Origin of the sequence: Pseudomonas sp. Leaf129, from assembly GCF_001423465.1 — a bacterium.
Lineage (GTDB): Bacteria > Pseudomonadota > Gammaproteobacteria > Pseudomonadales > Pseudomonadaceae > Aquipseudomonas > Aquipseudomonas coleopterorum.
This window is the reverse complement of record NZ_LMOC01000007.1, coordinates 146,422-166,334: the sequence shown is the minus strand read 5'-3', so window position 1 is coordinate 166,334 and position 19,913 is coordinate 146,422. Positions and strand designations below refer to the sequence as shown.

The 19,913-nt window shown below is 65.3% G+C and carries 20 protein-coding genes; 9 read left to right on the top strand and 11 right to left on the bottom strand.

Annotation, left to right across the window (positions count from 1 at the left end; translation table 11 throughout):
* Nucleotides 1-149: 149 nt before the first annotated feature.
* Nucleotides 150-815, bottom strand: coding sequence for a GntR family transcriptional regulator (locus ASF66_RS12305; RefSeq protein WP_056844043.1), 666 nt, complete (start codon nucleotides 813-815; stop codon nucleotides 150-152).
* A 269-nt stretch (nucleotides 816-1,084) separates the two neighbouring features.
* Between ASF66_RS12305 and ASF66_RS12300 the strand changes: the two genes are divergently transcribed.
* From ASF66_RS12300 to ASF66_RS12270, 7 genes are all read left to right on the top strand, one after another.
* Nucleotides 1,085-2,317 (top strand): NRAMP family divalent metal transporter, encoded by a 1,233-nt coding sequence (locus tag ASF66_RS12300; RefSeq protein ID WP_056844285.1) that lies wholly within the window; start codon nucleotides 1,085-1,087, stop codon nucleotides 2,315-2,317.
* 28 nt (nucleotides 2,318-2,345) lie between these two features.
* Complete coding sequence (locus ASF66_RS12295; protein WP_056844042.1) at nucleotides 2,346-3,116, top strand: LamB/YcsF family protein; 771 nt, start codon at nucleotides 2,346-2,348, stop codon at nucleotides 3,114-3,116.
* Entirely contained in the window at nucleotides 3,113-3,919 is an 807-nt protein-coding gene (locus tag ASF66_RS12290) for a putative hydro-lyase (protein WP_056844041.1), read from the top strand. The genes ASF66_RS12295 and ASF66_RS12290 overlap by 4 nt, the downstream gene beginning before the upstream one ends.
* A gap of 9 nt (nucleotides 3,920-3,928) precedes the next feature.
* The gene (locus tag ASF66_RS12285) at nucleotides 3,929-5,548 is read left to right on the top strand and encodes a 5-oxoprolinase/urea amidolyase family protein (protein ID WP_056844040.1); all 1,620 of its coding nucleotides are present in this window, start codon (nucleotides 3,929-3,931) and stop codon (nucleotides 5,546-5,548) included.
* Complete coding sequence (locus ASF66_RS12280) at nucleotides 5,545-7,284, top strand: acetyl/propionyl/methylcrotonyl-CoA carboxylase subunit alpha (RefSeq protein WP_056844039.1); 1,740 nt, start codon at nucleotides 5,545-5,547, stop codon at nucleotides 7,282-7,284. The genes ASF66_RS12285 and ASF66_RS12280 overlap by 4 nt, the downstream gene beginning before the upstream one ends.
* A gap of 169 nt (nucleotides 7,285-7,453) precedes the next feature.
* On the top strand, nucleotides 7,454-8,356 hold the full coding sequence (locus ASF66_RS12275; protein WP_201782773.1) for a lysine exporter LysO family protein: 903 nt from the start codon (nucleotides 7,454-7,456) through the stop codon (nucleotides 8,354-8,356).
* A gap of 338 nt (nucleotides 8,357-8,694) precedes the next feature.
* The gene (locus ASF66_RS12270; protein WP_056844038.1) at nucleotides 8,695-9,921 is read left to right on the top strand and encodes a TIGR03862 family flavoprotein; all 1,227 of its coding nucleotides are present in this window, start codon (nucleotides 8,695-8,697) and stop codon (nucleotides 9,919-9,921) included.
* Nucleotides 9,922-10,082: 161 nt separating this feature from the next.
* Here ASF66_RS12270 and ASF66_RS12265 read toward each other — a convergent pair whose 3' ends face one another.
* From ASF66_RS12265 to ASF66_RS12245, 5 genes are all read right to left on the bottom strand, one after another.
* Entirely contained in the window at nucleotides 10,083-11,417 is a 1,335-nt protein-coding gene (locus ASF66_RS12265) for a DEAD/DEAH box helicase (protein WP_056844037.1), read from the bottom strand.
* Nucleotides 11,418-11,468: 51 nt separating this feature from the next.
* On the bottom strand, nucleotides 11,469-12,356 hold the full coding sequence (yedA, locus tag ASF66_RS12260; RefSeq protein ID WP_049860890.1) for a drug/metabolite exporter YedA: 888 nt from the start codon (nucleotides 12,354-12,356) through the stop codon (nucleotides 11,469-11,471).
* An 86-nt stretch (nucleotides 12,357-12,442) separates the two neighbouring features.
* Nucleotides 12,443-13,054 (bottom strand): 3'-5' exonuclease, encoded by a 612-nt coding sequence (locus tag ASF66_RS12255; protein ID WP_049860889.1) that lies wholly within the window; start codon nucleotides 13,052-13,054, stop codon nucleotides 12,443-12,445.
* 12 nt (nucleotides 13,055-13,066) lie between these two features.
* Nucleotides 13,067-13,546: a LabA-like NYN domain-containing protein gene (locus ASF66_RS12250; RefSeq protein ID WP_043192734.1), complete on the bottom strand. Its 480-nt coding sequence runs from the start codon at nucleotides 13,544-13,546 to the stop codon at nucleotides 13,067-13,069.
* A 229-nt stretch (nucleotides 13,547-13,775) separates the two neighbouring features.
* Nucleotides 13,776-14,495 (bottom strand): DUF2076 domain-containing protein, encoded by a 720-nt coding sequence (locus tag ASF66_RS12245; protein WP_056844036.1) that lies wholly within the window; start codon nucleotides 14,493-14,495, stop codon nucleotides 13,776-13,778.
* A gap of 220 nt (nucleotides 14,496-14,715) precedes the next feature.
* Between ASF66_RS12245 and ASF66_RS12240 the strand changes: the two genes are divergently transcribed.
* Complete coding sequence (locus tag ASF66_RS12240) at nucleotides 14,716-15,369, top strand: YciC family protein (protein ID WP_056844035.1); 654 nt, start codon at nucleotides 14,716-14,718, stop codon at nucleotides 15,367-15,369.
* 9 nt (nucleotides 15,370-15,378) lie between these two features.
* Here ASF66_RS12240 and rutF read toward each other — a convergent pair whose 3' ends face one another.
* Genes rutF through rutA form a run of 5 tightly spaced genes read right to left on the bottom strand, consistent with a single transcriptional unit; the run spans nucleotide 15,379 to nucleotide 18,910 of the window.
* On the bottom strand, nucleotides 15,379-15,894 hold the full coding sequence (rutF, locus tag ASF66_RS12235) for an NADH-dependent FMN reductase RutF (RefSeq protein WP_056844034.1): 516 nt from the start codon (nucleotides 15,892-15,894) through the stop codon (nucleotides 15,379-15,381).
* The gene (gene rutD, locus ASF66_RS12230; protein ID WP_056844033.1) at nucleotides 15,891-16,673 is read right to left on the bottom strand and encodes a pyrimidine utilization protein D; all 783 of its coding nucleotides are present in this window, start codon (nucleotides 16,671-16,673) and stop codon (nucleotides 15,891-15,893) included. Before rutD ends, rutF begins: the two co-directional genes overlap by 4 nt.
* Nucleotides 16,674-16,693: 20 nt before the next feature.
* Nucleotides 16,694-17,077, bottom strand: a complete 384-nt coding sequence (gene rutC / locus ASF66_RS12225) for a pyrimidine utilization protein C (RefSeq protein ID WP_056844032.1) — start codon at nucleotides 17,075-17,077, stop codon at nucleotides 16,694-16,696.
* A gap of 10 nt (nucleotides 17,078-17,087) precedes the next feature.
* A complete protein-coding gene (gene rutB / locus ASF66_RS12220; RefSeq protein WP_056844031.1) occupies nucleotides 17,088-17,828 on the bottom strand; it encodes a pyrimidine utilization protein B in 741 nt (246 codons plus the stop codon).
* Nucleotides 17,828-18,910: a pyrimidine utilization protein A gene (rutA, locus tag ASF66_RS12215; RefSeq protein ID WP_043192722.1), complete on the bottom strand. Its 1,083-nt coding sequence runs from the start codon at nucleotides 18,908-18,910 to the stop codon at nucleotides 17,828-17,830. The genes rutB and rutA overlap by 1 nt, the downstream gene beginning before the upstream one ends.
* A gap of 279 nt (nucleotides 18,911-19,189) precedes the next feature.
* On the opposite strand from rutA, the gene rutR reads away from it, so the two are divergent.
* Nucleotides 19,190-19,912 (top strand): HTH-type transcriptional regulator RutR, encoded by a 723-nt coding sequence (rutR, locus tag ASF66_RS12210; RefSeq protein WP_056844030.1) that lies wholly within the window; start codon nucleotides 19,190-19,192, stop codon nucleotides 19,910-19,912.
* The last annotated feature ends 1 nt before the right edge of the window (nucleotide 19,913 follow it).

Here is a 19,913-nt window from a genome sequence, read left to right as displayed (position 1 = left end):
GATTCCTTGCCGATACCGCCCGCCCCGGTTCGATTCCGAGCTCGCAGGCACCTTCCCGCACATTTCGAACGCGAGGTCACAAGGGAGTTTTCACGGCAAGACCAACGGCGCATCCGGACTTGCGAGCGGACGTGCTACCCCACTGCACGCTAGCGTCGGGTGCTGCGCTCGTAGGCCGCGAGCACGGTGCGTTCCGAGCGCACCAGGTACGCTTCGAGCAACTGCGTGGCCTCCTCGGCACGCCCCTCTTCCAGGCAGTGCAGGATGGAGCCGTTCATGTCCAGGTAGGGCATGTGCAGAAACCGCGGGTCATCGAGCAGGCCGAAGGCCAATCGCAACTCCGCCGAAATCTGCGCGTAGAACGCCTCCAATCGGGGGCTGTCGGCCAGCGCCACCACCGCCTTGTGGAACATCATGTTGGCCGTGCCCACGGCTTTCCAGTCCTTCGCCTCGCTGGCCTGCTGGCCCATGGCGACCGCTTCGCGCATGCGCACGGTGCCGGGGTGCAGCGGATAGCCCTGGGCAAGGGCCTGGCACTCGATGAAACGGCGGACCCGGTAGATGTCGATGATCGACGCCATGTCCGGCACTGCCACCGTCACCCCGCGGTTGGGCTCATGCTTGAGCAACCCTTCACGGGTCAGGCCCCTGAAGGCCTCGCGCAAGGTGTTGCGCGAGATCTGCAGGGTTTCCGCCAGCGCGGCCTCGGACAGCCGCTGGCCGGGAACCAACTCGCCTTCCACCAGCATTCTGCGAATCTCCTGGGTGATGGATTCACCCAGCGAACGAGGGGGGCACAGCGAGGTGTCATTCATGTGCGGTCCTAATGGAAAAGAGTCCCGGCGATGTTCCATCACAGGCCGGTCGCAGGCAAGACCCATGCGGCCTCAGTGCATCATTAAGTAACAGCGACACCCGGAAGCGTTACAAAGCGGTGCACATTGTGGGTCATGCCTGTATTTATTGTTGAACAATCCAAGGCATGCAGATCAACACTCCTGGCCTTTTATCATGGCGTTGGCATGCTGATTGCTCTACTACCTGCATCCCCCATCGCAGGAACGATGCCGTGACACACACAGCCGTGACACAGACCGCCAAGGACTTCACCAAGGCGCGTCGCTCTTCCCTGATTGCCGCGATCTTCATGATGGCCACCTCGGCCATCGGCCCAGGCTTCATTACCCAGACCGCGACCTTCACGGCCAAGATGGGCGCGGCGTTCGCGTTCGGCATCCTGGCTTCGATTCTCATCGACTTCGTGGTCCAGCTGAACGTCTGGCGCATTGTTGCCCTGACCCGGATGCGCGCCGCCGATATCGCCAACAAGGCCATCCCCGGCAGCGGCTACCTGCTGGCCGTGCTGGTGATCTTTGGCGGCCTGGTGTTCAACGTCGGCAACATCGCCGGGGCCGGGCTGGGCCTGAATGCGTTGATGGGGCTGGACCCCAAATGGGGCGGCGCCCTGAGTTCACTGGTCGCCATCGGCATCTTCATGTCGCGCCGCGCCGGGGTGGCCGTGGACCGTCTGATGGTGGTGCTGGGTCTGGCGATGATCGGCATGACGGTGTTCGTCGCCATCGTTTCCAACCCACCGCTGGGTCAGGCGCTGTACCAGACCATCCTGCCCGAGACGGTAGACTTCGCCATCATCACCACCATCGTCGGTGGCACGGTCGGCGGCTACATCACCTACGCCGGGGCGCACCGCTTGCTGGACCGCGGCACCACCGGCATCGAAAACCTGGACGCCGTGAACAAGGCGGCCCTGAGCGGCATTCTGGTCACCGGCATCATGCGCTACGTGCTGTTTCTGGCCATTCTCGGTGTGGTCGCCAGCGGCGTGATCATCGACACTTCCGGCCAGGGCGCCAATCCGGCCGCCCAGGCCTTCCAGGCCGCAGCCGGCCAGTTCGGTCTGCGCATCTTCGGCCTGATCCTGTGGACCGCCGGCATTACCAGCGTGATCGGCGCCGCCTACACCTCGATTTCCTTCATCACGGTGTTCGCACCGAACATCAGCGAGCAGGCGCGCAACCGCGCCACCACGGTGTTCATCGCCGTGTCGCTGCTGATCTTCGTGCTGATGGGCACCGCTCCGGCGGCGCTGCTGCTGTTCGCCGGCGGCTTCAACGGGCTTATCCTGCCCATTGGCCTGAGCATCTTCACCTACGTCGGCTGGCGCCGGTCCGACCTCATGGACGGCTACCATTACCCTCGCTGGCTGCTGGTGCTGGGCGTATTGACCTGCCTGCTCACCTGGTACATGGCGATCAAGTCGGTCGGGCCGATCTTCGCCTTCCTCTCTGTCGTATGAGCCGGACAACGCACAAGGAACCTCCTCAATGCCAAGCATAGATATCAACAGCGACCTGGGTGAAAGCTTCGGCGCCTGGAGCATGGGCGACGACGACGCCATGCTCGACATCGTGACCAGCGCCAACGTCGCCTGCGGCTTCCATGCGGGGGATCCGGCCGGCATCCTGCGCACCCTCAAGGCGGCTGCGGCCAGGCAGGTCAGCATCGGCGCGCATGTGTCCTACCCGGACAAGGTCGGTTTCGGTCGCCGCAACATGGACGTGGCCAGCGACGAGCTGACCGCCGACGTCATCTACCAGATCGGCGCGCTGCAGGGCCTGGCCCAGGCCGCGGGCACCCGCGTCAGCTACGTCAAGCCCCATGGCGCCCTGTACAACACCATCGCCCACGATCGCCGCCAGGCGCTGGCCGTGATCGCCGCGATCCGTGCGGTCGACCCTGGCCTGGTACTGGTGGCGCTGGCCGGTTCGAGCCTAATCGAACTGGCCTGTGACGAAGGCCTGACGTGCGTCGCCGAAGCCTTCGCCGATCGCGCCTACACGCCTGAAGGCACCTTGGTGTCGCGTCGCGAGCCCGGTGCCGTGCTGCACGATCCACAATTGATCGGCCAACGCATGCTGCGCCTGGTCGAGGAAGGCACCCTGGAGGCCATCGACGGCAGCATCACCCGCATTCAGGCCGATTCCATCTGCGTGCACGGCGACAGCCCGGCCGCCGTGGCCATGGCCCGCGAACTGCGGCGCGTGCTGGAGCAGGCGAACATGCAACTGCAGCCGTTTGCCGGAGGCCGACCATGAGCGCACTCGAACGCGCAGCGAAGAGCGCCATTGAGGCCGCTCGGGCAGCCCGCGCCGACTACCGCAGCGGGCGGGTGGCGCCTTCCGCCGGCGTCGCCCCGGGCATGACCCAGGCCAACCTGATCGCCCTGCCCCGCGACTGGGCCTATGATTTTCTGCTGTACGCCCAGCGCAATCCGAAAGCCTGCCCCATCCTCGACGTCACCGATGCCGGCAGCCCGCACACCGTACTGGCCGAGGGCGCAGACCTGCGCACCGACCTGCCGCTGTACCGTGTCTGGCGCAACGGCCAATTGGTCGAAGAGATCAGCGACGCCCGCCACGCCTGGGCCGAGCACGACGACATGGTGACCTTTCTCATCGGTTGCAGCTTCACCTTCGAAACCGCGTTGCAGGAAGCGGGCATCGAAGTCCGGCACATCGCCGATGGCAGCAACGTGCCGATGTACCTGAGCAACCGTGCCTGCCGCCCCGCCGGGCGGCTGCGCGGTGACATGGTGGTGTCCATGCGCCCGATCCGCGCCGACCGGGTGGCCGAAGCCTGCACCATCACCGCCCGCTATCCCTCGGTGCATGGCGCGCCGGTGCACGTGGGCGACGCGGCGCTGCTGGGCGTTGCCGACCTGGCCCGTCCCGACTTCGGCGACGCCGTGCGCATCGAACCGGGCGAAGTGCCGGTGTTCTGGGCCTGTGGGGTCACGCCCCAGGCAGCGGTCATGGCCTCGGGTGTGCCGTTCGCCATCACCCATTCACCCGGCCATATGTTCATCACCGACGTGCCTGACAGCACGTACCACGTCTAGGAGATTGCCGTGCGTTTTCTACCGGTCAACCTGGACACCCTGATGGTCGAGCTCGACGACCTCGAGCAGACCCTGGCCCTGTTCGACGCCTTGAGCGCCGAACCGATCGCCGGCGTGGAGGAAATCATTCCGGCCGCGCGGACGCTGCTGATCCAGTTCCGCCCCAGCGCCATCACTCGGCAGACGCTGGTCGATCAACTCGCCCGGCGCGATGCCAGCCAGCGCCGTGCCGTCGAGCAGCGGCGGGTGGAGATCCCCGTCCACTACAACGGCGAAGACCTGGACGAGGTTGCCGCGCTGTTGCAGATCAGCCGCGAGGAAGTGATCCGACGCCACACCGCCGACGACTACAGCGTCGCCTTCTGTGGCTTCGCCCCGGGATTCGGCTACCTGACCGGCGGTGCCGGATTCCAGGTACCGCGCCGGAAGACGCCGCGCACGCGCATCCCTGCGGGCGCCGTGGCGCTGGCGGGTGAATTCAGTGGCATCTACCCCAAGGCCAGCCCCGGTGGCTGGCAGATCATCGGCGTCACGCCCTTGCAGATGTGGGACCTGGAGCGCGCCGAACCGGCCCTGTTGAGGCCCGGTTACAAGGTCCGCTTCGTCGACGCCGGGCCTCTGCCTGCAGGCGGCCTGCCCGCACCGGCTGCGCCCGCCGCGGCCCTGCCGCCGAGCGGCGCGTACCTGCAGATTCTCAGCCCCGGCCTGCACAGCGTGCTGCAGGACACCGGCCGCATCGGCCAGACCGGTCAGGGCGTGTCCCGCTCCGGCGCGCTGGACCTGGGCGCCCTGCGGGCTGCCAACCGCGCCGTCGGCAACCGCTCGGACATGGCCTGCGTGGAAACCGTGCTCGGCGGCCTGCGCTTCACCTGCCATGGCCACGCGGTGATCGCCGTCACCGGCGCACAGACCCCGGTCACCCTCACCAGTGCCAGTGGCCTGCAATGGCCTGTGGACAACTATCGGCCCATCGAACTGGCGCCGGGCGACACCGTTACCCTGGGTGCGCCCAGCGCCGGGCTGCGCAGTTACCTGGCGATCCGCGGGGGCTTCGACGTGACGCCGGTGCTCGGCAGCCTGTCGACCGACACCCTGGCCCAGGTTGGCCCGCCCGCCCTGGCCACCGGCGACCACTTGGGGTTCACGCCGCCAACGGGCGGCACCAGCGTATCGCTCAGTGAAGCCCCGGCGTTCGCCCTGCCGAAAACCGCCGACACCGTCACCCTGGATGTGCTGATGGGCCCGCGCAGCGACTGGTTCACCGCCGACGCCATCGAGCGCCTGAGCAGCCAGCCGTGGCAGGTCACCGCACAGTCCAACCGCGTCGGCATTCGCCTGGCCGGTGAAACGCCGCTGGAACGCAGCAATCACCAGGAGCTGCCCAGCGAAGGCACCGCCGTGGGCGCCATTCAGGTACCCGCCAGCGGCCAGCCGGTGCTGTTCCTCGCCGACCACCCGCTGACCGGCGGCTACCCGGTGATCGCCGTGGTCGCCAACTACCACCTCGATCTGGCAGGACAGATACCGGTCAACGCCTGGATTCGCTTCAACCCGGTGGCCGCCTTCGAAGCGCTGCACCCCACCGCGCCTGCCCCTTTTTCACCTGCCGATGTGGAACGACTTCCATGAAAAAGCTCCTGATTGCCAACCGCGGCGAGATCGCCGTGCGTATCGCCCGTGCCTGCCGCGACCATGGCGTGCAGTGCGTGGCGGTGTACGCCGATGCCGACATCGACGCCCTGCATGTACGCCACGCCGACGAAGCCTATGGGCTCGACGGCCAGCGCCCTGCCGAAACCTACCTGAACATCGAGAAGTTGCTGGCGGTCGCCAAGCGCAGCGGTGCCGACGCCGTGCACCCCGGCTATGGTTTCCTCTCCGAGCGGGCCGAGTTCGCCCGCGCCGTCATCGAGGCCGGGCTGATCTGGGTCGGCCCCAACCCCGAGACCATCGACGTGCTGGGCGACAAGGTCGAAGCCCGCAAGATCGCCCAGGCCGTGGGTGCGCCTCTGGTGGCCGGCACGCCGGGGCCGGTGGAAAGCGCCGACGAGGTGCTGGCCTTCGCCGAACAGCACGGCCTGCCCATCGCCATCAAGGCCGCATTCGGCGGTGGCGGACGCGGCATGAAAGTCGCCTGGCGTCTGGACGAAGTGACGGAGCTGTTCGCCTCGGCGGTACGCGAGGCCGAAGCCGCCTTCGGCCGCGGTGAATGCTACGTCGAACAGTTTCTCGACCGCCCGCGCCACATCGAAGCGCAGATCCTGGCCGACCGGCACGGCCAGGTCGTGGTCGTGGGCACGCGCGACTGCTCCCTGCAACGCCGCAACCAGAAGCTGGTGGAAGAAGCGCCCGCGCCGTTCATCACGCAACAGCAGCGCGAGCGTATCCACCAGGCGGCTCGCGACATCTGCGCCAAGGCCGGGTACGTCGGCGCCGGTACGGTCGAGTTCCTGCTCAGCCAGGATGGCACTCTGTCGTTCCTGGAGGTCAACACGCGCCTGCAGGTCGAACACCCGGTCACCGAGGAAACCACGGGCGTGGACCTGGTGATCGAACAACTACGGATCGCCGACGGCTTGCCCTTGTCGTTCACCGAAACGCCCGTGCCGCGAGGCCACAGCTTCGAATTCCGCATCAACGCCGAAGACCCGGGCAAGGGCTTTCTGCCCACACCTGGCCAGATCGGCGAGTTCCTTCCGCCATTCGGCCCCGGCGTGCGCCTGGACAGTGGCGTGGTCAGCGGGTCGAGCGTGCCCAGCCACTTCGACTCGATGATGGCCAAGCTCATCGTCACCGGCGCCACTCGTGAGCAGGCAATCGCCCGCGCCCGACGCGCCCTGGCCGAATTCAGTATCGAAGGCATCGCCTCGGTGCTGCCGTTCCACCGCGCCGTGATGGATCACGCGGATTTCACCGGTCCCGAGCGCTTCGCCGTGCACACGCGCTGGATCGAAACCGACTTCGCTGAATCCCTCACCCTGGCGCCGCGGGTCGAACCCAAGGCCGAGGCGGACATTCTGCGTACCTTCGTCGAGATCGATGGCAAGCGCCACGCGCTCGGTCTGCCCGCTGCATTGCTGCGTGGCATGAGCCTGGACGCGGCACCCGCTGCCCAGGCACAGGCTTCGGCTTCGGCAGAGGTGGACGCCCAGGCGCTGCTCACTCCAGTGGCGGGCAACCTGCACACCTGGGTGGTGGAAGACGGCGCCGACGTTTCCAGCGGGCAGGTCGTGGCCGTGGTGGAAGCGATGAAGATGGAGACCTCGGTGCTGGCGCCGTGTGCAGGCCGCGTGCAGATCGGCCAGCAAGCCGGTGACTACTTCGAAGCTGGCGCCGTGATCGGTCGTATCCAGACCGACGACTGAGCGGTGGCTGCAGGCCCAACAGCAGCCGGCGGCACCGGGCCCTGGCCCAGGTGCCGCGACATGGAAAAAGCCCAGCCAGACGGGTCGCGCATCTGGAATAATGCCGGCCTTCGGCACACACGGCACTCCATGGATCTCCTGCACAAGGCTTGTGACAATGCTTTCGATAGTGGCTTCACTCCTGCCCATCCTGCTGGCGTTGGCCGGCGGCTGGGTGTTGGCAATCTTCATCAGCCCCGAGCTGCGTCATCGGCTGGTGAAGCTGATCACCCCGTTCATCTGGCTGCTGCTGTTCTCCATCGGCTACGAGTTCGGCAACGTCCTGGGCGCCCTGAACTCGGCGCGTGAATCGGCGCTCACCGCGCTGGTCTTCGCCGTGCTGACGACCGCAGTGCCGTGGTCGTTGCTCTCTAGGGGCGCCAGCGCCGTGGTGCCACGCCCGACGTCAGACCGCCAAGGGCTGGCAGGGATCATCCCGCCGCTCAAGGAATGCCTGATCGCCCTGCTGGCCCTGGCCTTGGGCGTTGGCGTGTATCACCTGTGGGGGGCGGCCGACGGCTCGGGGTTTGGCTGGCCTTCGACCAGCTACTTCCTCTATGTACTGATCGTGCTGGTCGGGCTGGACCTCTACGGAGTCAGGCCCGACCCGTCGTGGTACTCGCTGCGCACCTTGAAGATTCCCACCATGGTGGTGATCGGCTCGCTGCTGGGCGGCCTGCTGGCGGCCTGGGCCACCGGCCAGCCGTTGGCCATCTCCCTGGCGCTGTCCAGTGGCTTCGGCTGGTTCACCCTGTCCGGAGTGATGGTGGGCCACCATGCCGGTGAAGCGTTCGGTGCCATGGCCCTGTTGACCGACCTGTTTCGCGAGATCCTGGCCATCGGTCTGCTGTACAGCCTGGGTGCCCGGCGACCCTTGCAATGCATCGCCGCAGGCGGCGCCACGTCGCTGGATTCGACCTTGCCGATCGTCAAGCAGAAGTGCCCGCCCGAATTGCTGCCCGTAGCGCTGGTCAGCGGTTTTCTGCTGACCGTGATCGGGCCCTTGCTGATGGTGTTTTTCCTCACCGTATGAGTTATGCACATCGCGGCAGCCAGTGGATAAGTTACACACATTGGCTGTGCAACCGCCTGTGGATAATCTGCGCATAAGCGGCTAACGGCCCACGTAGCCGGGGGCTTGCGCGATGCGATCATTTTTTGATCAGCTTTGCAGGCCGGTTTTGCACAGACTGCGCGAGTTACTCACATCCGCTGTGCAACCGCATGTGGATAACCTGCGCAAAACAAGCCACAGGCCGCATATGGCAAGGCTTTCAGAGCGCCGATCAAATTTTGATCAGCAGTGCGTCTGAATACAGGAGCGGAACGGGGCGTGTAGAATTCGCCTTCTTTCTCTGTCGATCCGTTTCCATGCACTCTTCTTCCCCTCGCGTTGCCGTGATCGGCGGCGGACCGGCGGGCCTGATGGCCGCCGAAGTGCTGAGCCTGGCTGGCGTGACCGTCGACGTCTACGACGGCATGCCCTCGGTGGGCCGCAAATTCCTGCTCGCCGGCGTCGGTGGCATGAACATCACCCATTCCGAGCCCCAGCCCGCCTTCGTCGCTCGCTACGCCGAACGCGCGCAGGCGGTGGGAGAATGGCTGGCTCCGTTCGATGGTCCACGGCTGCGCGAATGGATTCATGGCCTGGGCATCCAGACCTTCGTCGGCACCTCCGGACGCGTATTTCCGGCCGACATGAAGGCCGCACCGCTGCTGCGTGCCTGGCTCAAGCGCCTGCGCGAGGCCGGTGTGGTTATCCACACCCGGCACCGCTGGCTGGGGTGGAACGACGACGGCAGCTTGCGTATCGAGCATCCGCACGGCGAATCGGCGGTGCGCCCGGCGGCCACGGTGCTGGCGTTGGGCGGCGCCAGTTGGGCGCGACTGGGTTCCGACGGCGCCTGGGTGCCTTGGCTGCAACGGCGCGGTGTACCCATCAAGCCGCTGCAACCCTCCAACTGCGGCTTCGAGGTGCCGGGCTGGAGCGCAGTGTTGCGGGAGAAATTCGCCGGTGCGCCGCTGAAGAACGTCGCCCTCGGGCTGGCTGGCGAGCCGTTGCGCACTGGCGAGTTCGTGCTGACTGAAACCGGTGTGGAAGGCAGCCTGGTGTATGCACTGTCCGCCGGGATTCGCGAGGCGATCAACCGCATGGGAAAAGCGACCCTGCATCTTGACCTGCTGCCGGATCGACCTGTGGATAAAGTCCGTGCGGCGTTGCACAAACCGCGGGGGTCCAAGTCCATGGCCCGGCACCTGCAGGGGCAACTGGGTCTGGAGGGGGTCAAGGCCGGCCTGTTGCGTGAGCTGACCGATTCGCCGACCTTCGCCGATCTCGACGCACTGACCTCGGCGATCAAGGCGCTGCCGTTAACGCTGGTGCGCGCCAAGCCGCTGGATGAGGCGATCAGCACAGCGGGGGGGGTGGATCTGCAGGGGCTGAATCGGCAGCTGATGCTTAACGATGTGCCGGGTACGTTCTGTGCGGGTGAAATGCTGGATTGGGAAGCGCCAACCGGTGGCTATCTGCTGACGGCCTGTTTCGCCAGCGGGCGGCGGGCGGCGGATGGCGTTCTGGAGTGGTTGGCTCGGGAGTGATGTTTGCCTCTCGGGCCCCTTCGCGGGCAGAGCCCGCTCCCACACAGTCAGCATTCCCTTTAACTTGTGGGAGCGGGCTCTGCCCGCGAAGAGGCCATCAGCCCCCCACACAATGTGAGAGCCCTCCGCCCACGAAGAGCCCATCAGCCCCCCCACACACCTCAAGGCTTGCGCTTGCGCGGCCCTGTATTGAATACCGGCACCTTGCGCACCGGTTTGACCACAGGGGTCGCATCCACCGGCGAATCGCCGCTGTCGACCCACTTGCCCAGGTTCTTCTTGCTGCCGCTGACCTTGGGCTTCTTCGGTTTTTTCGGCTTCTTCACCACCTGGCCGCTGGCATCGGTGTCAGGCACCCGGTGATCGGGCACGAAGTCCGGTTCGTCGACGCGCTTCAACGTCTGCCGGGTCAGCATTTCGATGGCCGACAGCAACTGCACTTCGTCGGCGCAGACCAAGGAGATCGCCTCCCCCGTGGCCCCTGCCCGGCCGGTACGGCCGATGCGGTGAATGTAGTCTTCGGCCACGATCGGCAGGTCGAAGTTGACCACCAGCGGCAGATCGTCGATGTCCAGGCCGCGCGCGGCGACATCGGTGGCCACCAGGATCTGCACCTCCGAAGCCTTGAAACGATCCAGTGCACGCTGACGCGTGGCCTGGGGCTTGTCGCCGTGGATGCCGTCGGCGTTGATGCCCAGCCCCTGCAGCTTTTCGACCAGCGCGTCCACGCCGTTGCGGGTCTTGGCGAACACCAGCACCTGCTTCCAGCGCTGCTTCTTCAGAAGATGGCAGAACAGCTCCGCCTTGCGCTTCTTGTCCACCGGCACGATCCACTGCTGCACCGAGCTGGCGGCCACGTTGCGCGGGCTGACTTCGATGCTCAGCGGGTCGTTGAGCATCTGCCCGGCCAGCAGGCGGATGGAATCGGAAAAGGTCGCCGAGAACAGCAAGGTCTGGCGCTTCTTAGGCAGGGCTGCATAGATGTCCCGCAGTTCCTCGGAAAAACCCAGGTCGAGCATGCGGTCGGCTTCGTCCAGCACCAGGGTCTGCAACTGGGAGAACTTGATCGCGTTCTGTCGATACAGATCGAGCAGGCGCCCCGGCGTTGCGACCAACAGGTCGACGCCCTTGCGCAGCTTCATCATCTGCGGGTTGATGCTGACCCCGCCGTACACCGCATAGGTGCTCAGCGGCAGGTGCTCGCCGTACTCGACGATATTGGCGTGGACCTGCTCGGCCAGCTCGCGCGTGGGGCACAGCACCAATGCGCGGACCGAGTTGCTCGCCACCTTGGGTCCTTCCATGGCCAGCAACTGCAGCAGCGGCAAGGCAAAACCGGCAGTCTTGCCGGTGCCGGTCTGGGCCGCGGCCATCAGGTCGCGACCGGCCAGTACCGCAGGAATGGCTTGGGCCTGCACCGGGGTCGGCGTCTGGTAGCCAAGCGTTTCAAGGGCGCGTTGCAGGGGTTCGATCAGGCCAAGGGTGGCGAATGTCATGGGTCTACCGTCAGAAGATGTTTCGCAATGGCCGGCAGTTTACCTTGTTGGCTAGGCTTTCGCCTTGCGCCATTGCGGCACGCCGATCAACACCACCGCGCCGATGATCACCGCCATGGCCACGCATTCCTCGACGCCGATGTGCTCGCCGGCGAACAGGATGCCCAGCAACACGGCCACCGCCGGGTTGACGTAGGCATAGCTGGTGGCCGCCGCCGGGCGCACGTGCTTGAGCAGGTACATGTAGGCACTGAAGGCCAGGATCGAACCGAAGCACACCAGGTAGGCCAGCGCGCCCCAGCCGGCGGCGGTGGGCCATTGCTGCATGCGCTCGCCCGAGATCAGACTGCCCAGCAGCAGCACCGCGCCACCGATGAGCATTTCCGTCGCCGCGGCCATGGCGCCCTGGGGCAATGGCAGACTCCGGCTCCAGACCGAGCCGAAGGCCCAGGCGGCCGCGGCGAAGATCAGCAGCGCCGCGCCCAGTGGGCTGGCCTGCAGGTTGGAACCCAGGTTGAGCAGGCCGATGCCGACCAGCCCGAGGACGATCCCCGCCCACTCCAGGCGGGTGTTGCGCTGCCCCCGGAACAGGCCGAAGAACAGGGTGAACAGCGGCACGGTGGCCACGGCCAGCGCCGCCACCCCGGACGACACGCCTGCATGTTCGGCGACCGTCACGCCGCCGTTGCCGCAACTGAGCAGCAGGATCCCCACGCACCCGGCCGCGCGCCACTGTGGCCAGGTCGGGTTGGGCGCGCCACGCAGGCGCAGGAAGGCATAGAGAATCGTCCCGGCAATGAGAAAGCGTACCCCGGCCATCAGCAACGGCGGCCACGACTCGACGCCGATACGAATGAACAGGTAGGTCGAACCCCAGACGAAATACAGGGCCAGGAAGGCGCCGATGAGCAACAGGGGAAAGCGGGCTTGAGCAGGCATTTCAAAGGTCGTCCATGGTGTGTTTTTGTTCTTTCCTGGTGGGAACCGGGCGGCGAGCCCTCTGCCCGCGAAGAGGCCCTCCAGCCCTACCCCAAGCGATGCTTCTGCAACACCTCACGCATCTTCGCCATCGGCACTTTCTGCAGCGTGCAGAACAGCCCGTGGGACACCTCGGCCAGCCCGTGCCGCTCGCGCAACTCGCGCGCCAGGTGCTGGGTCAGGTTGGCCGCCATCTCGGCATCGGCCATGGCCCGGTGAGCCTGGCCGGTATGTGGCAGCCTCGCCCACTGGGTCAAGGTGCCCAGCTTGTGATTCGGCGCGCCGGGGAACAGGCGCCGAGCCATCAGCATCGAGCAGGCAAAGCTCTGCACCCGCTCGCGGCGCAGCAGGCTGAGCTCGTGATCCCAGAACTTCTGGTCGAAGGAGGCGTTGTGCGCCAGCAACGGCGTGCTGCCGACGAACTCGGCGACTTCGGCCATTACCTCGGCCGCAGGCGGCGCCTTGCGCACCATGGCCGTGGTGATGCCAGTCAGGCTGGCAACGAAGCCGGGCACGGGCAGGCCGGCGTTCATCAGGCTCTGATAGCGTCCGACGATTTCGCCGCGTTCGAGCATGACCACGGCGATTTCCGTGGCGCGGCAACCCATGTTCGGCGAGATGCCGGTGGTTTCGAAGTCGATGACAGCAATGCGTTCCAAAGCGGTGAAACCTCAATTCTTCAGCAGCAACGCACCTTCGATGGGTACGTAGCGGGTGGCGGCGCGGATCAGCGAGTTGGCGGTCAGACCTGGCACGCCATAGGCCACGGCCTCGACGCCATGCTTGCCGATGATGCGGTCGAGCAGCAGGTCGAAATCACCGTCGCCCGAGGCAAGCACGATCTCGTCGACGTGATCGGCGGCGTCCATGATATCGATGGTGATGCCCACATCCCAGTCGCCTTTGGCCGAGCCGTCGCTGCGCTGGATGTAGGGCTTGAGTTTGACCGTGAAGCCGAGGTTGCGCAGGATCTGCTGAAACTGCTGCTGCTTGCTGTCGCCACGGTCGATGGCGTAGGCATAGGCCTCGACGATCTGTCCGCGCTGGCCGATGTCGGCCCACAGTGCGGCGTAGTTGAAGTGACAGCCGTAGGCCTGGCGCACGGTGTAGTAAAGGTTCTGTACATCGGCGAACACCGCGATCTTCTTCACCGCACTTCCTCGTCGCGCTGGGCGCCTGAGCTTCTGGAGAGCCAGTATGCCAGTGTTGGGGCGAGGATGGGGGTGTCAGTGCCGGCCTCTTCGCGGGCAGAGCCCGCTCCCACAGGGTCGTGCGCGATCCTGTGGGAGCGGGTCTCTGCCCGCGAAGGGGCCATGAGCTCCACCGAACAATGTAAAGGCAGGACGGCGAGCCCTCTGCCCGCGAAGAGGCCCTCAGGCCTTACACAAAATCATCATCGTCGGAAAAGAAGCCACTGTCGCCGCTGCTGTCGTAACCGGCATCGGCCAGCCCGCCCTGGTCGTTCCAGCTGTCATTGCTCACCTGCTGGGCGTCACCGCTGTCGTTCCAGCCGCCGTTGTCGCTCGCCTGGGCCGGCTCTTCCTTGATCACCTCAACGATCTCCTGAGGGTTGTCGTGGTGAAACAGGCTGCTGATGCCCTGTGCCAGCATCACGCCCCCGGCCACACCAGCGGCCGTCTGCAGGGCGCCGCGCATGAAGCCGCCACCCGCCGGCGCCTGAGCGCCTGGAGCGGCGTAGTTCTGCTGTGGCGGCGGCTGGTACGCCGGCGCCTGGCGAGCCGGTTCGCGCCAGCCGTTGCCCTGCGGCTGCACGGCCCGCGCCGGTTGCTGCACGTCGCGGTTGCCACCGCCGAAAATGCTCGACAGAAAACCACCACCGCCCTGCTGCGCCGGCGCGGCCGCCTGGCTACGCGCCTGTTGCAACTCGGTCTGCAACTGCTGGTTCTGCTCGCTCAGGCGCTTGATCGCCGCTTCCTGGACCAAGATCGCCTGCGCCATGTAATAGGGCGCGGCGGGCTGGGCGGAGACGTGGCCCTTGATGCGCTCGTCGGCCTGCGCATCGCGCGCACTGCCCTCCTTTTCGGCCTGCTGGAGGCGAGTGAACAGACCGTCGATCAGGCTTTGTTCATCAGTATTCATGGCGACCTCGTTCGATTGCCCGGAAAATGGGGTGGCCGGCGCACAATGCGTCGGTTCTGCTGCAATGATGGGGCTGCTGCCCCGTCTTTCAATGACCGGCCGCGATTAAACTTTGTTCACCTGCGCCCACCCTCACGCTCCATGACGCCCCGACCGGGTGTTGAAAAACGCCACCATCGGCTAAAGTGTCGACCTGCTTTTTGACCTGTGACCCGGCCCCATGAACCCGCTGATCGTATTGCGCGACTCGTTCTATTTCTTCCGCATCAACCTGTGGGCGATCCTTCGCCTGTGCCTGCCGCTGGTGGTCTGCGAAGCCCTGGCGCGCGAGTTGGTGGCACGCGTCAACGGTCCTGACGCCTCGGTGATGTACGACGTGGCCGTGGGCCTGCTGTTCTATCCGTTGTACACCGCCGCGCTGATCCTGTTCCTCGATGCCCGCACCGACGGCTATGAGCCCCAGGGCCGGCACCTGCTGGGCAAGGCCCTGCACCTGTGGCCACGCTTCGCCCTGATGGCGGCCATCAGTACCCTGCTGATCATGTTCGGCATGTGGCTGTTCGTGCTGCCGGGGCTGTACCTGATGATCAAGCTGTCGTTCTCGGAATACCTGCTGGTGCTGCGCAATACCACTCCGTTGCAGGCCATGCGCGAAAGCTTCGACCTGACCAAAGGCAAGTTCTGGCCGATCCTGTTCACTCTGCTGGCGATCATGATCCCGCTGTGGCTGCTCGACGGCCTCAGTGCCATGGCCTGGAGCGACGCCCAGCCCACGCCGGTGCGCCTGCTGGTCGACAGCGTCAACAGCTTTCTGCAACTGCTGCCCACCGTGGTGCTATTCCGCTTGTTCATGCTCATGGGCAAGCCGGACTGACCGCACCACTCACACGCTGGCTTGAGTACCCGCCAGTTCGTGGTAGCGGCGAGCGAAATAGACCAGCACGTCGGCCTCGTCCTGCTGGCGAATGTCCAGCACCTCGCAGAAGAGAATGTCGTGGGTGCCAACACTGGTGCTGCTGGTGATCCTGCAGTCGAAGGACAGTTTGGCGCCCTCCAGAATCGGCGCACCGGTAATCCCCTGGCTCCAGTGCCCCGCCGCGAAACGCTCCTCCTGGGGAATCTTGCCGCCGAAGGCGTTGGACAGTGCTTGTTGGCCATTGCCCAGGGTGTTGACGCACACCATGCCGTTGCCCGTGAAAGACTCGTACACCGAGGCTGCGCGGTTGATGCACACCAACAGCGTCGGCGGCTGATCGGTCACGCTGCACACCGCCGTCGCCGTGAACCCCGCCCGCCCGTGGGGGCCGTCGGTGGTGATGACGTTCACCGCAGCGGCAAGTCCTGCCATGGCATCGCGGAAGGCTTGACGCTCGACGGGAATCGAATGGGGCACGTTCATAGTGAGAGTCCTTGAAAGTAGTCCAGCACGGCGTGATGAAAGGGTTGTGGATCGCTGACGCTCGAGGCGTGTCCGCCGTATTCGAGCACCACCAATCTGGCGTTGGGCAGGTGCTCGGCCAGGTGCCGGGAACGCTGCCACGGCACCAGCATGTCGTCTCGATTGGCGATCACCAGCGCAGGCGTGTCGATGCCCGCCAGGCGCGACTCGATGTCGAAGGTTTCCAGCGCGTTGATCCGCCGCAGCAGGTTGTCATGGCTGGGGAAATGCGCCAGCGCATGGGCCTCGTCCGCGGCCAGGCGCGCACCGTTGCTGGCAATCCAATCGGCCGGGTACAGGAACAACGCCTGCGCCTGCACGTAAGCCTCGGCGCCACTGTCACGCAGCAGGTTCTTGCGCACGGCAAAACAGCGCGCGCTGTGCGGATTGGGGCTGCTCCAGGCATTGATCAGCACCAGGCTGCTCAAGCGCTGGGGCTGCAGCGCGGCCAGCGCCAATCCGACCAGGCCACCCAGGGCGTGGCCCATGAAATGGCATCGCTCGATCTTGAGCTCGTCGAGCAGCCCCAGCAGCTCTTCGGCCATGTGCTGGATGCTGTAGCCCTCGGGCAACTGCGCGGGGCTGCGCCCGGTTCCGGCATGGTCATAGGTCACGACGCGAAACTGCTCGCCGAGCAGCGCCAGATCGCCCGCCCAGAACCCGGCTGAACCGCCGAGCCCCGAACTCAGTACCAGGGTGGGTGCGTCGGCATCCTGCCGACCGTGTATGGCGTGGTACATGCAAACCTCCGCAGTGAGTGTCAGCCGATGTGCGCAATGCTGGCGATTTCGATCAGCGCGTCTGGTTTGACCAGACCGCACTGGATGCAATAGCGCGCAGGTTTCTCGCCGGCGAAGTACTCGGCGTACACCTCGTTGACCTTGGCGTAGTCGGCCCAGTCGCGGATCATGATCATGTTGAAGGTCACGTCATCCAGGGTGCCGCCGGCCGCTTCGACCACGCCCTTGATGATCTCCAGCACATGGTGGGTCTGCGCCGTCGCGTCGCCCACATGCACCACATTGTTGTCCTTGTCGAATGGCAGCGTGCCCGAGACGTACAGCACGCCATCGGCCATGGAACCGGGAACGAAGGGCGCCAGGGGCTTGCCTGTGCCAGCAGGGATAATCGATCGTTTGCTCATCTGTGCATCCTCAGGAAACAGCCCCGACGGGGGCGAAGGTGGTGCAGAAGTCGTCGACGCTGGAGACCCAGCCGAAGAAGGTTTCGATGTTGAACAGCGCAGCCTGCTGCGCGAACGCCGGCCCGGCCTGGTGGGTGGCATCGGCCAGCACCACGCCGAAGTACTCCAGATGGAAACCGTCGCGCAGGGTCGACTCCACGCAGACATTGGTGGCGATGCCGGTGAACACCAGGTTGCGGATGCCGCGAGCGCGCAGGGTGCTGTCGAACGTGGAGTTGAAGAACGCGCTGTAGCGGGTTTTCGGGACCACGATATCGCCGGGCTGGGGCTTGAGCGGATCGACCAAGGCATAGTCCCACCCGCCCTTGGCCAGCAGCTGGCCTTGCAGCTCGGGGCGCTTGCGCATGGTTTTCAGGGCATTGGACTTGTGCCAGTTGGGTGAGCCAGGCCCGCCCGCCTCGACGTAGTCGGCGTCCCAGCCGTTCTGCAGGAAGATCACCGGAATACCTGCGGCGCGGGCTGCCACGAGGGCTTTCTCGATGGCCGCGATCACCGGGCCCGTACTCGATACGTCGAAGCCGGCCAGGTCCAGGTAGCCACCCAGGCTGGCGTAGGCGTTCTGCATGTCGACCACCACCAGCGCGGTTTCGCTGGCCTTCATGCGCAGGGCTTCGGGGCGGGCGGGAAGTTCACGGGCGGGGTGCGCGTCCTGCGGCAGGGACACACCGGCGACGTTGAGGGGCACATTCATCATACGGCCTCCAAGGTAGGCATCACGTGCTGGCGGCTGCTCATCAGCGGCTGGATCTTGCGGCCGAAGTCTTCGATGCCTTGCACGAAATCATCGAACGTCAGCATCACACCCTGGGTACCCGGCACGCTGGCGACTTCGTCGAGCATGCGCGCCACGCTGGCCCAGGAACCGACCAGGGTGCCCATGTTGATGTTGACCGCCGAGGTAGGGTCGGCCATCTGCCGCAGGTTGGAGCTGGCGCCCTTGTCCGCCGAGCCCTTCTCGCCCAGCCAGGCGATGGCTTCCTGATCGGCACCGGCCTTGATGTGCTCCCAGCGGGCGCGGGCGGCCTCGTCGGTGTCGGCGGCGATGATCATGAACAGCACGCAGGAGGTCACGTGGCGTCCGGTCTTCTTGTTGGCTTCGAGCAGCGCCTGGGCCGTGGGCGCGAACGCGGTCGGGGTGTTCACGCCTTTGCCGAAGCAGAAGTTGTAGTCGGCGTACTGCGCCGAGAAGGCCATGCCCGCCTCGCTCTGGCCGGCGCAGATGAGCTTCATGTCGGCCTGTGGACGCGGGCTGACGCGGCAGTCCTGCATGGTGAAATGTTCACCCTTGAAATCGCTGCGCCCGGTGCTCCACAGGTCGCGCAGGACCTGTGCGTATTCGCCCAGGTACTGATAGCGGGTGCCGAAGAATTCGTCGCCGGGCCACAGGCCCATCTGCTCGTACTCCGGCTTCTGCCAACCGGTCACCAGGTTGACCCCGAAGCGGCCGTTGGAAATCGAATCGATGGTCGCCGCCATGCGTGCGGTGATGGCAGGCGGGATGGTCAGCGTGGCGACCGTGGCGAACAACTGGATCTTGCTGGTGACGGCGGCAAGGCCGGCCATCAGCGTGAAGGATTCCATGTTGTGTTCCCAGAATTCCGTCTTGCCGCCGAAGCCACGCAACTTGATCATCGACAGCGCGAAGTCGAAGCCGTAGTGCTCGGCCTTCTGCACGATCTGCTTGTTCAATTCGAAGGTGGGCAGGTACTGCGGCGCGTTTTCGGAAATCAGCCAGCCGTTGTTGCCAATAGGAGTGAAAACACCGATATCCATGTGGTTCCCTTTCTGAGTGATGATCGTTACGCACCGGACAGGTTGCGCATGAAAGTCACTTAGCAGGGATCAGGCCATGTTTGGTTAACCCTTTACTTTCAACAGGTTGAAAACAATAGGTGGAAGTTTTCGGACCAAATGGTCCGAAGTAGAGCACTTGGTTTGTGCGATTTTCCGCGTCGCGGTGCAAAACGATGCACGACGTCCCCGTGCCTGTATCGTCAGCGGACATTCGCCCGTTATCATGGCCGCCTACCTCCAGCCGCAGGTTCCAGACGCGTGAAAGAGCATCCCCCCGCCAACGAGCCCCGTGCCAAGCGCACGCGCAACGTCAAGCCCAAGCCCGCGGTCAAGGCCACCCGCGAGCCGAGCGCGGCGGCACTCAAGCGGCGGCTGCAACTGATGGAAAGCAAACGCACCGCGATACTGGGCGCCGCGCTGGATGTGTTCTCCCGCTATGGCCTGCACGGCAGCAGCCTCGACCAGGTGGCTACTCGGGCCGACGTTTCCAAGACCAACCTGCTGTACTACTTTTCCAGCAAGGACGATCTCTACCTGAGCGTGCTCAGGCAGTTGCTGGAGGTCTGGCTGAGCCCCCTGCAGTACTTCACCGCCGACAAAAACCCGGTCGAGGCCATCGGCGCCTACATCAAGGCCAAGCTCGAACTCTCCCGGGATCACGCGGCAGAGTCGCGTCTGTTCTGCATGGAGATCATGCAGGGCGCGCCGCTGATGCTCACTGAACTGCAGCAGCCCTTGCGCGAAACCGTCGACACCAAGGTGGCCGTGATCGAACACTGGATCGCGACGGGCCAACTGGCACCGATCAACCCGCACCACTTCATCTTCTCGCTATGGGCAACCACCCAGCATTACGCCGACTTCCGCACCCAGGTCGAGGCCGTGACCGGCAAGACCCTGCACGATCCGGTATTTTTCGAAGAGGTCCTGGTGGGGTTACGCGGTTTGATACTCGATGGCGTGCGGCCAAGACCTGCGTGAA

Excerpts from the sequence above, each read along its gene's own strand:
- ASF66_RS12305 (WP_056844043.1), bottom strand. The coding sequence starts at position 815 with ATGAATGACACCTCGCTGTGCCCCCCTCGTTCGCTGGGTGAATCCATC.
- ASF66_RS12295 (WP_056844042.1), top strand. The coding sequence starts at position 2,346 with ATGCCAAGCATAGATATCAACAGCGACCTGGGTGAAAGCTTCGGCGCC.
- ASF66_RS12290 (WP_056844041.1), top strand. The coding sequence starts at position 3,113 with ATGAGCGCACTCGAACGCGCAGCGAAGAGCGCCATTGAGGCCGCTCGG.
- ASF66_RS12280 (WP_056844039.1), top strand. The coding sequence starts at position 5,545 with ATGAAAAAGCTCCTGATTGCCAACCGCGGCGAGATCGCCGTGCGTATC.
- ASF66_RS12270 (WP_056844038.1), top strand. The coding sequence starts at position 8,695 with ATGCACTCTTCTTCCCCTCGCGTTGCCGTGATCGGCGGCGGACCGGCG.
- ASF66_RS12265 (WP_056844037.1), bottom strand. The coding sequence starts at position 11,417 with ATGACATTCGCCACCCTTGGCCTGATCGAACCCCTGCAACGCGCCCTT.
- yedA (WP_049860890.1), bottom strand. The coding sequence starts at position 12,356 with ATGCCTGCTCAAGCCCGCTTTCCCCTGTTGCTCATCGGCGCCTTCCTG.
- ASF66_RS12245 (WP_056844036.1), bottom strand. The coding sequence starts at position 14,495 with ATGAATACTGATGAACAAAGCCTGATCGACGGTCTGTTCACTCGCCTC.
- ASF66_RS12240 (WP_056844035.1), top strand. The coding sequence starts at position 14,716 with ATGAACCCGCTGATCGTATTGCGCGACTCGTTCTATTTCTTCCGCATC.
- rutF (WP_056844034.1), bottom strand. The coding sequence starts at position 15,894 with ATGAACGTGCCCCATTCGATTCCCGTCGAGCGTCAAGCCTTCCGCGAT.
- rutD (WP_056844033.1), bottom strand. The coding sequence starts at position 16,673 with ATGTACCACGCCATACACGGTCGGCAGGATGCCGACGCACCCACCCTG.
- rutC (WP_056844032.1), bottom strand. The coding sequence starts at position 17,077 with ATGAGCAAACGATCGATTATCCCTGCTGGCACAGGCAAGCCCCTGGCG.
- rutB (WP_056844031.1), bottom strand. The coding sequence starts at position 17,828 with ATGAATGTGCCCCTCAACGTCGCCGGTGTGTCCCTGCCGCAGGACGCG.
- rutA (WP_043192722.1), bottom strand. The coding sequence starts at position 18,910 with ATGGATATCGGTGTTTTCACTCCTATTGGCAACAACGGCTGGCTGATT.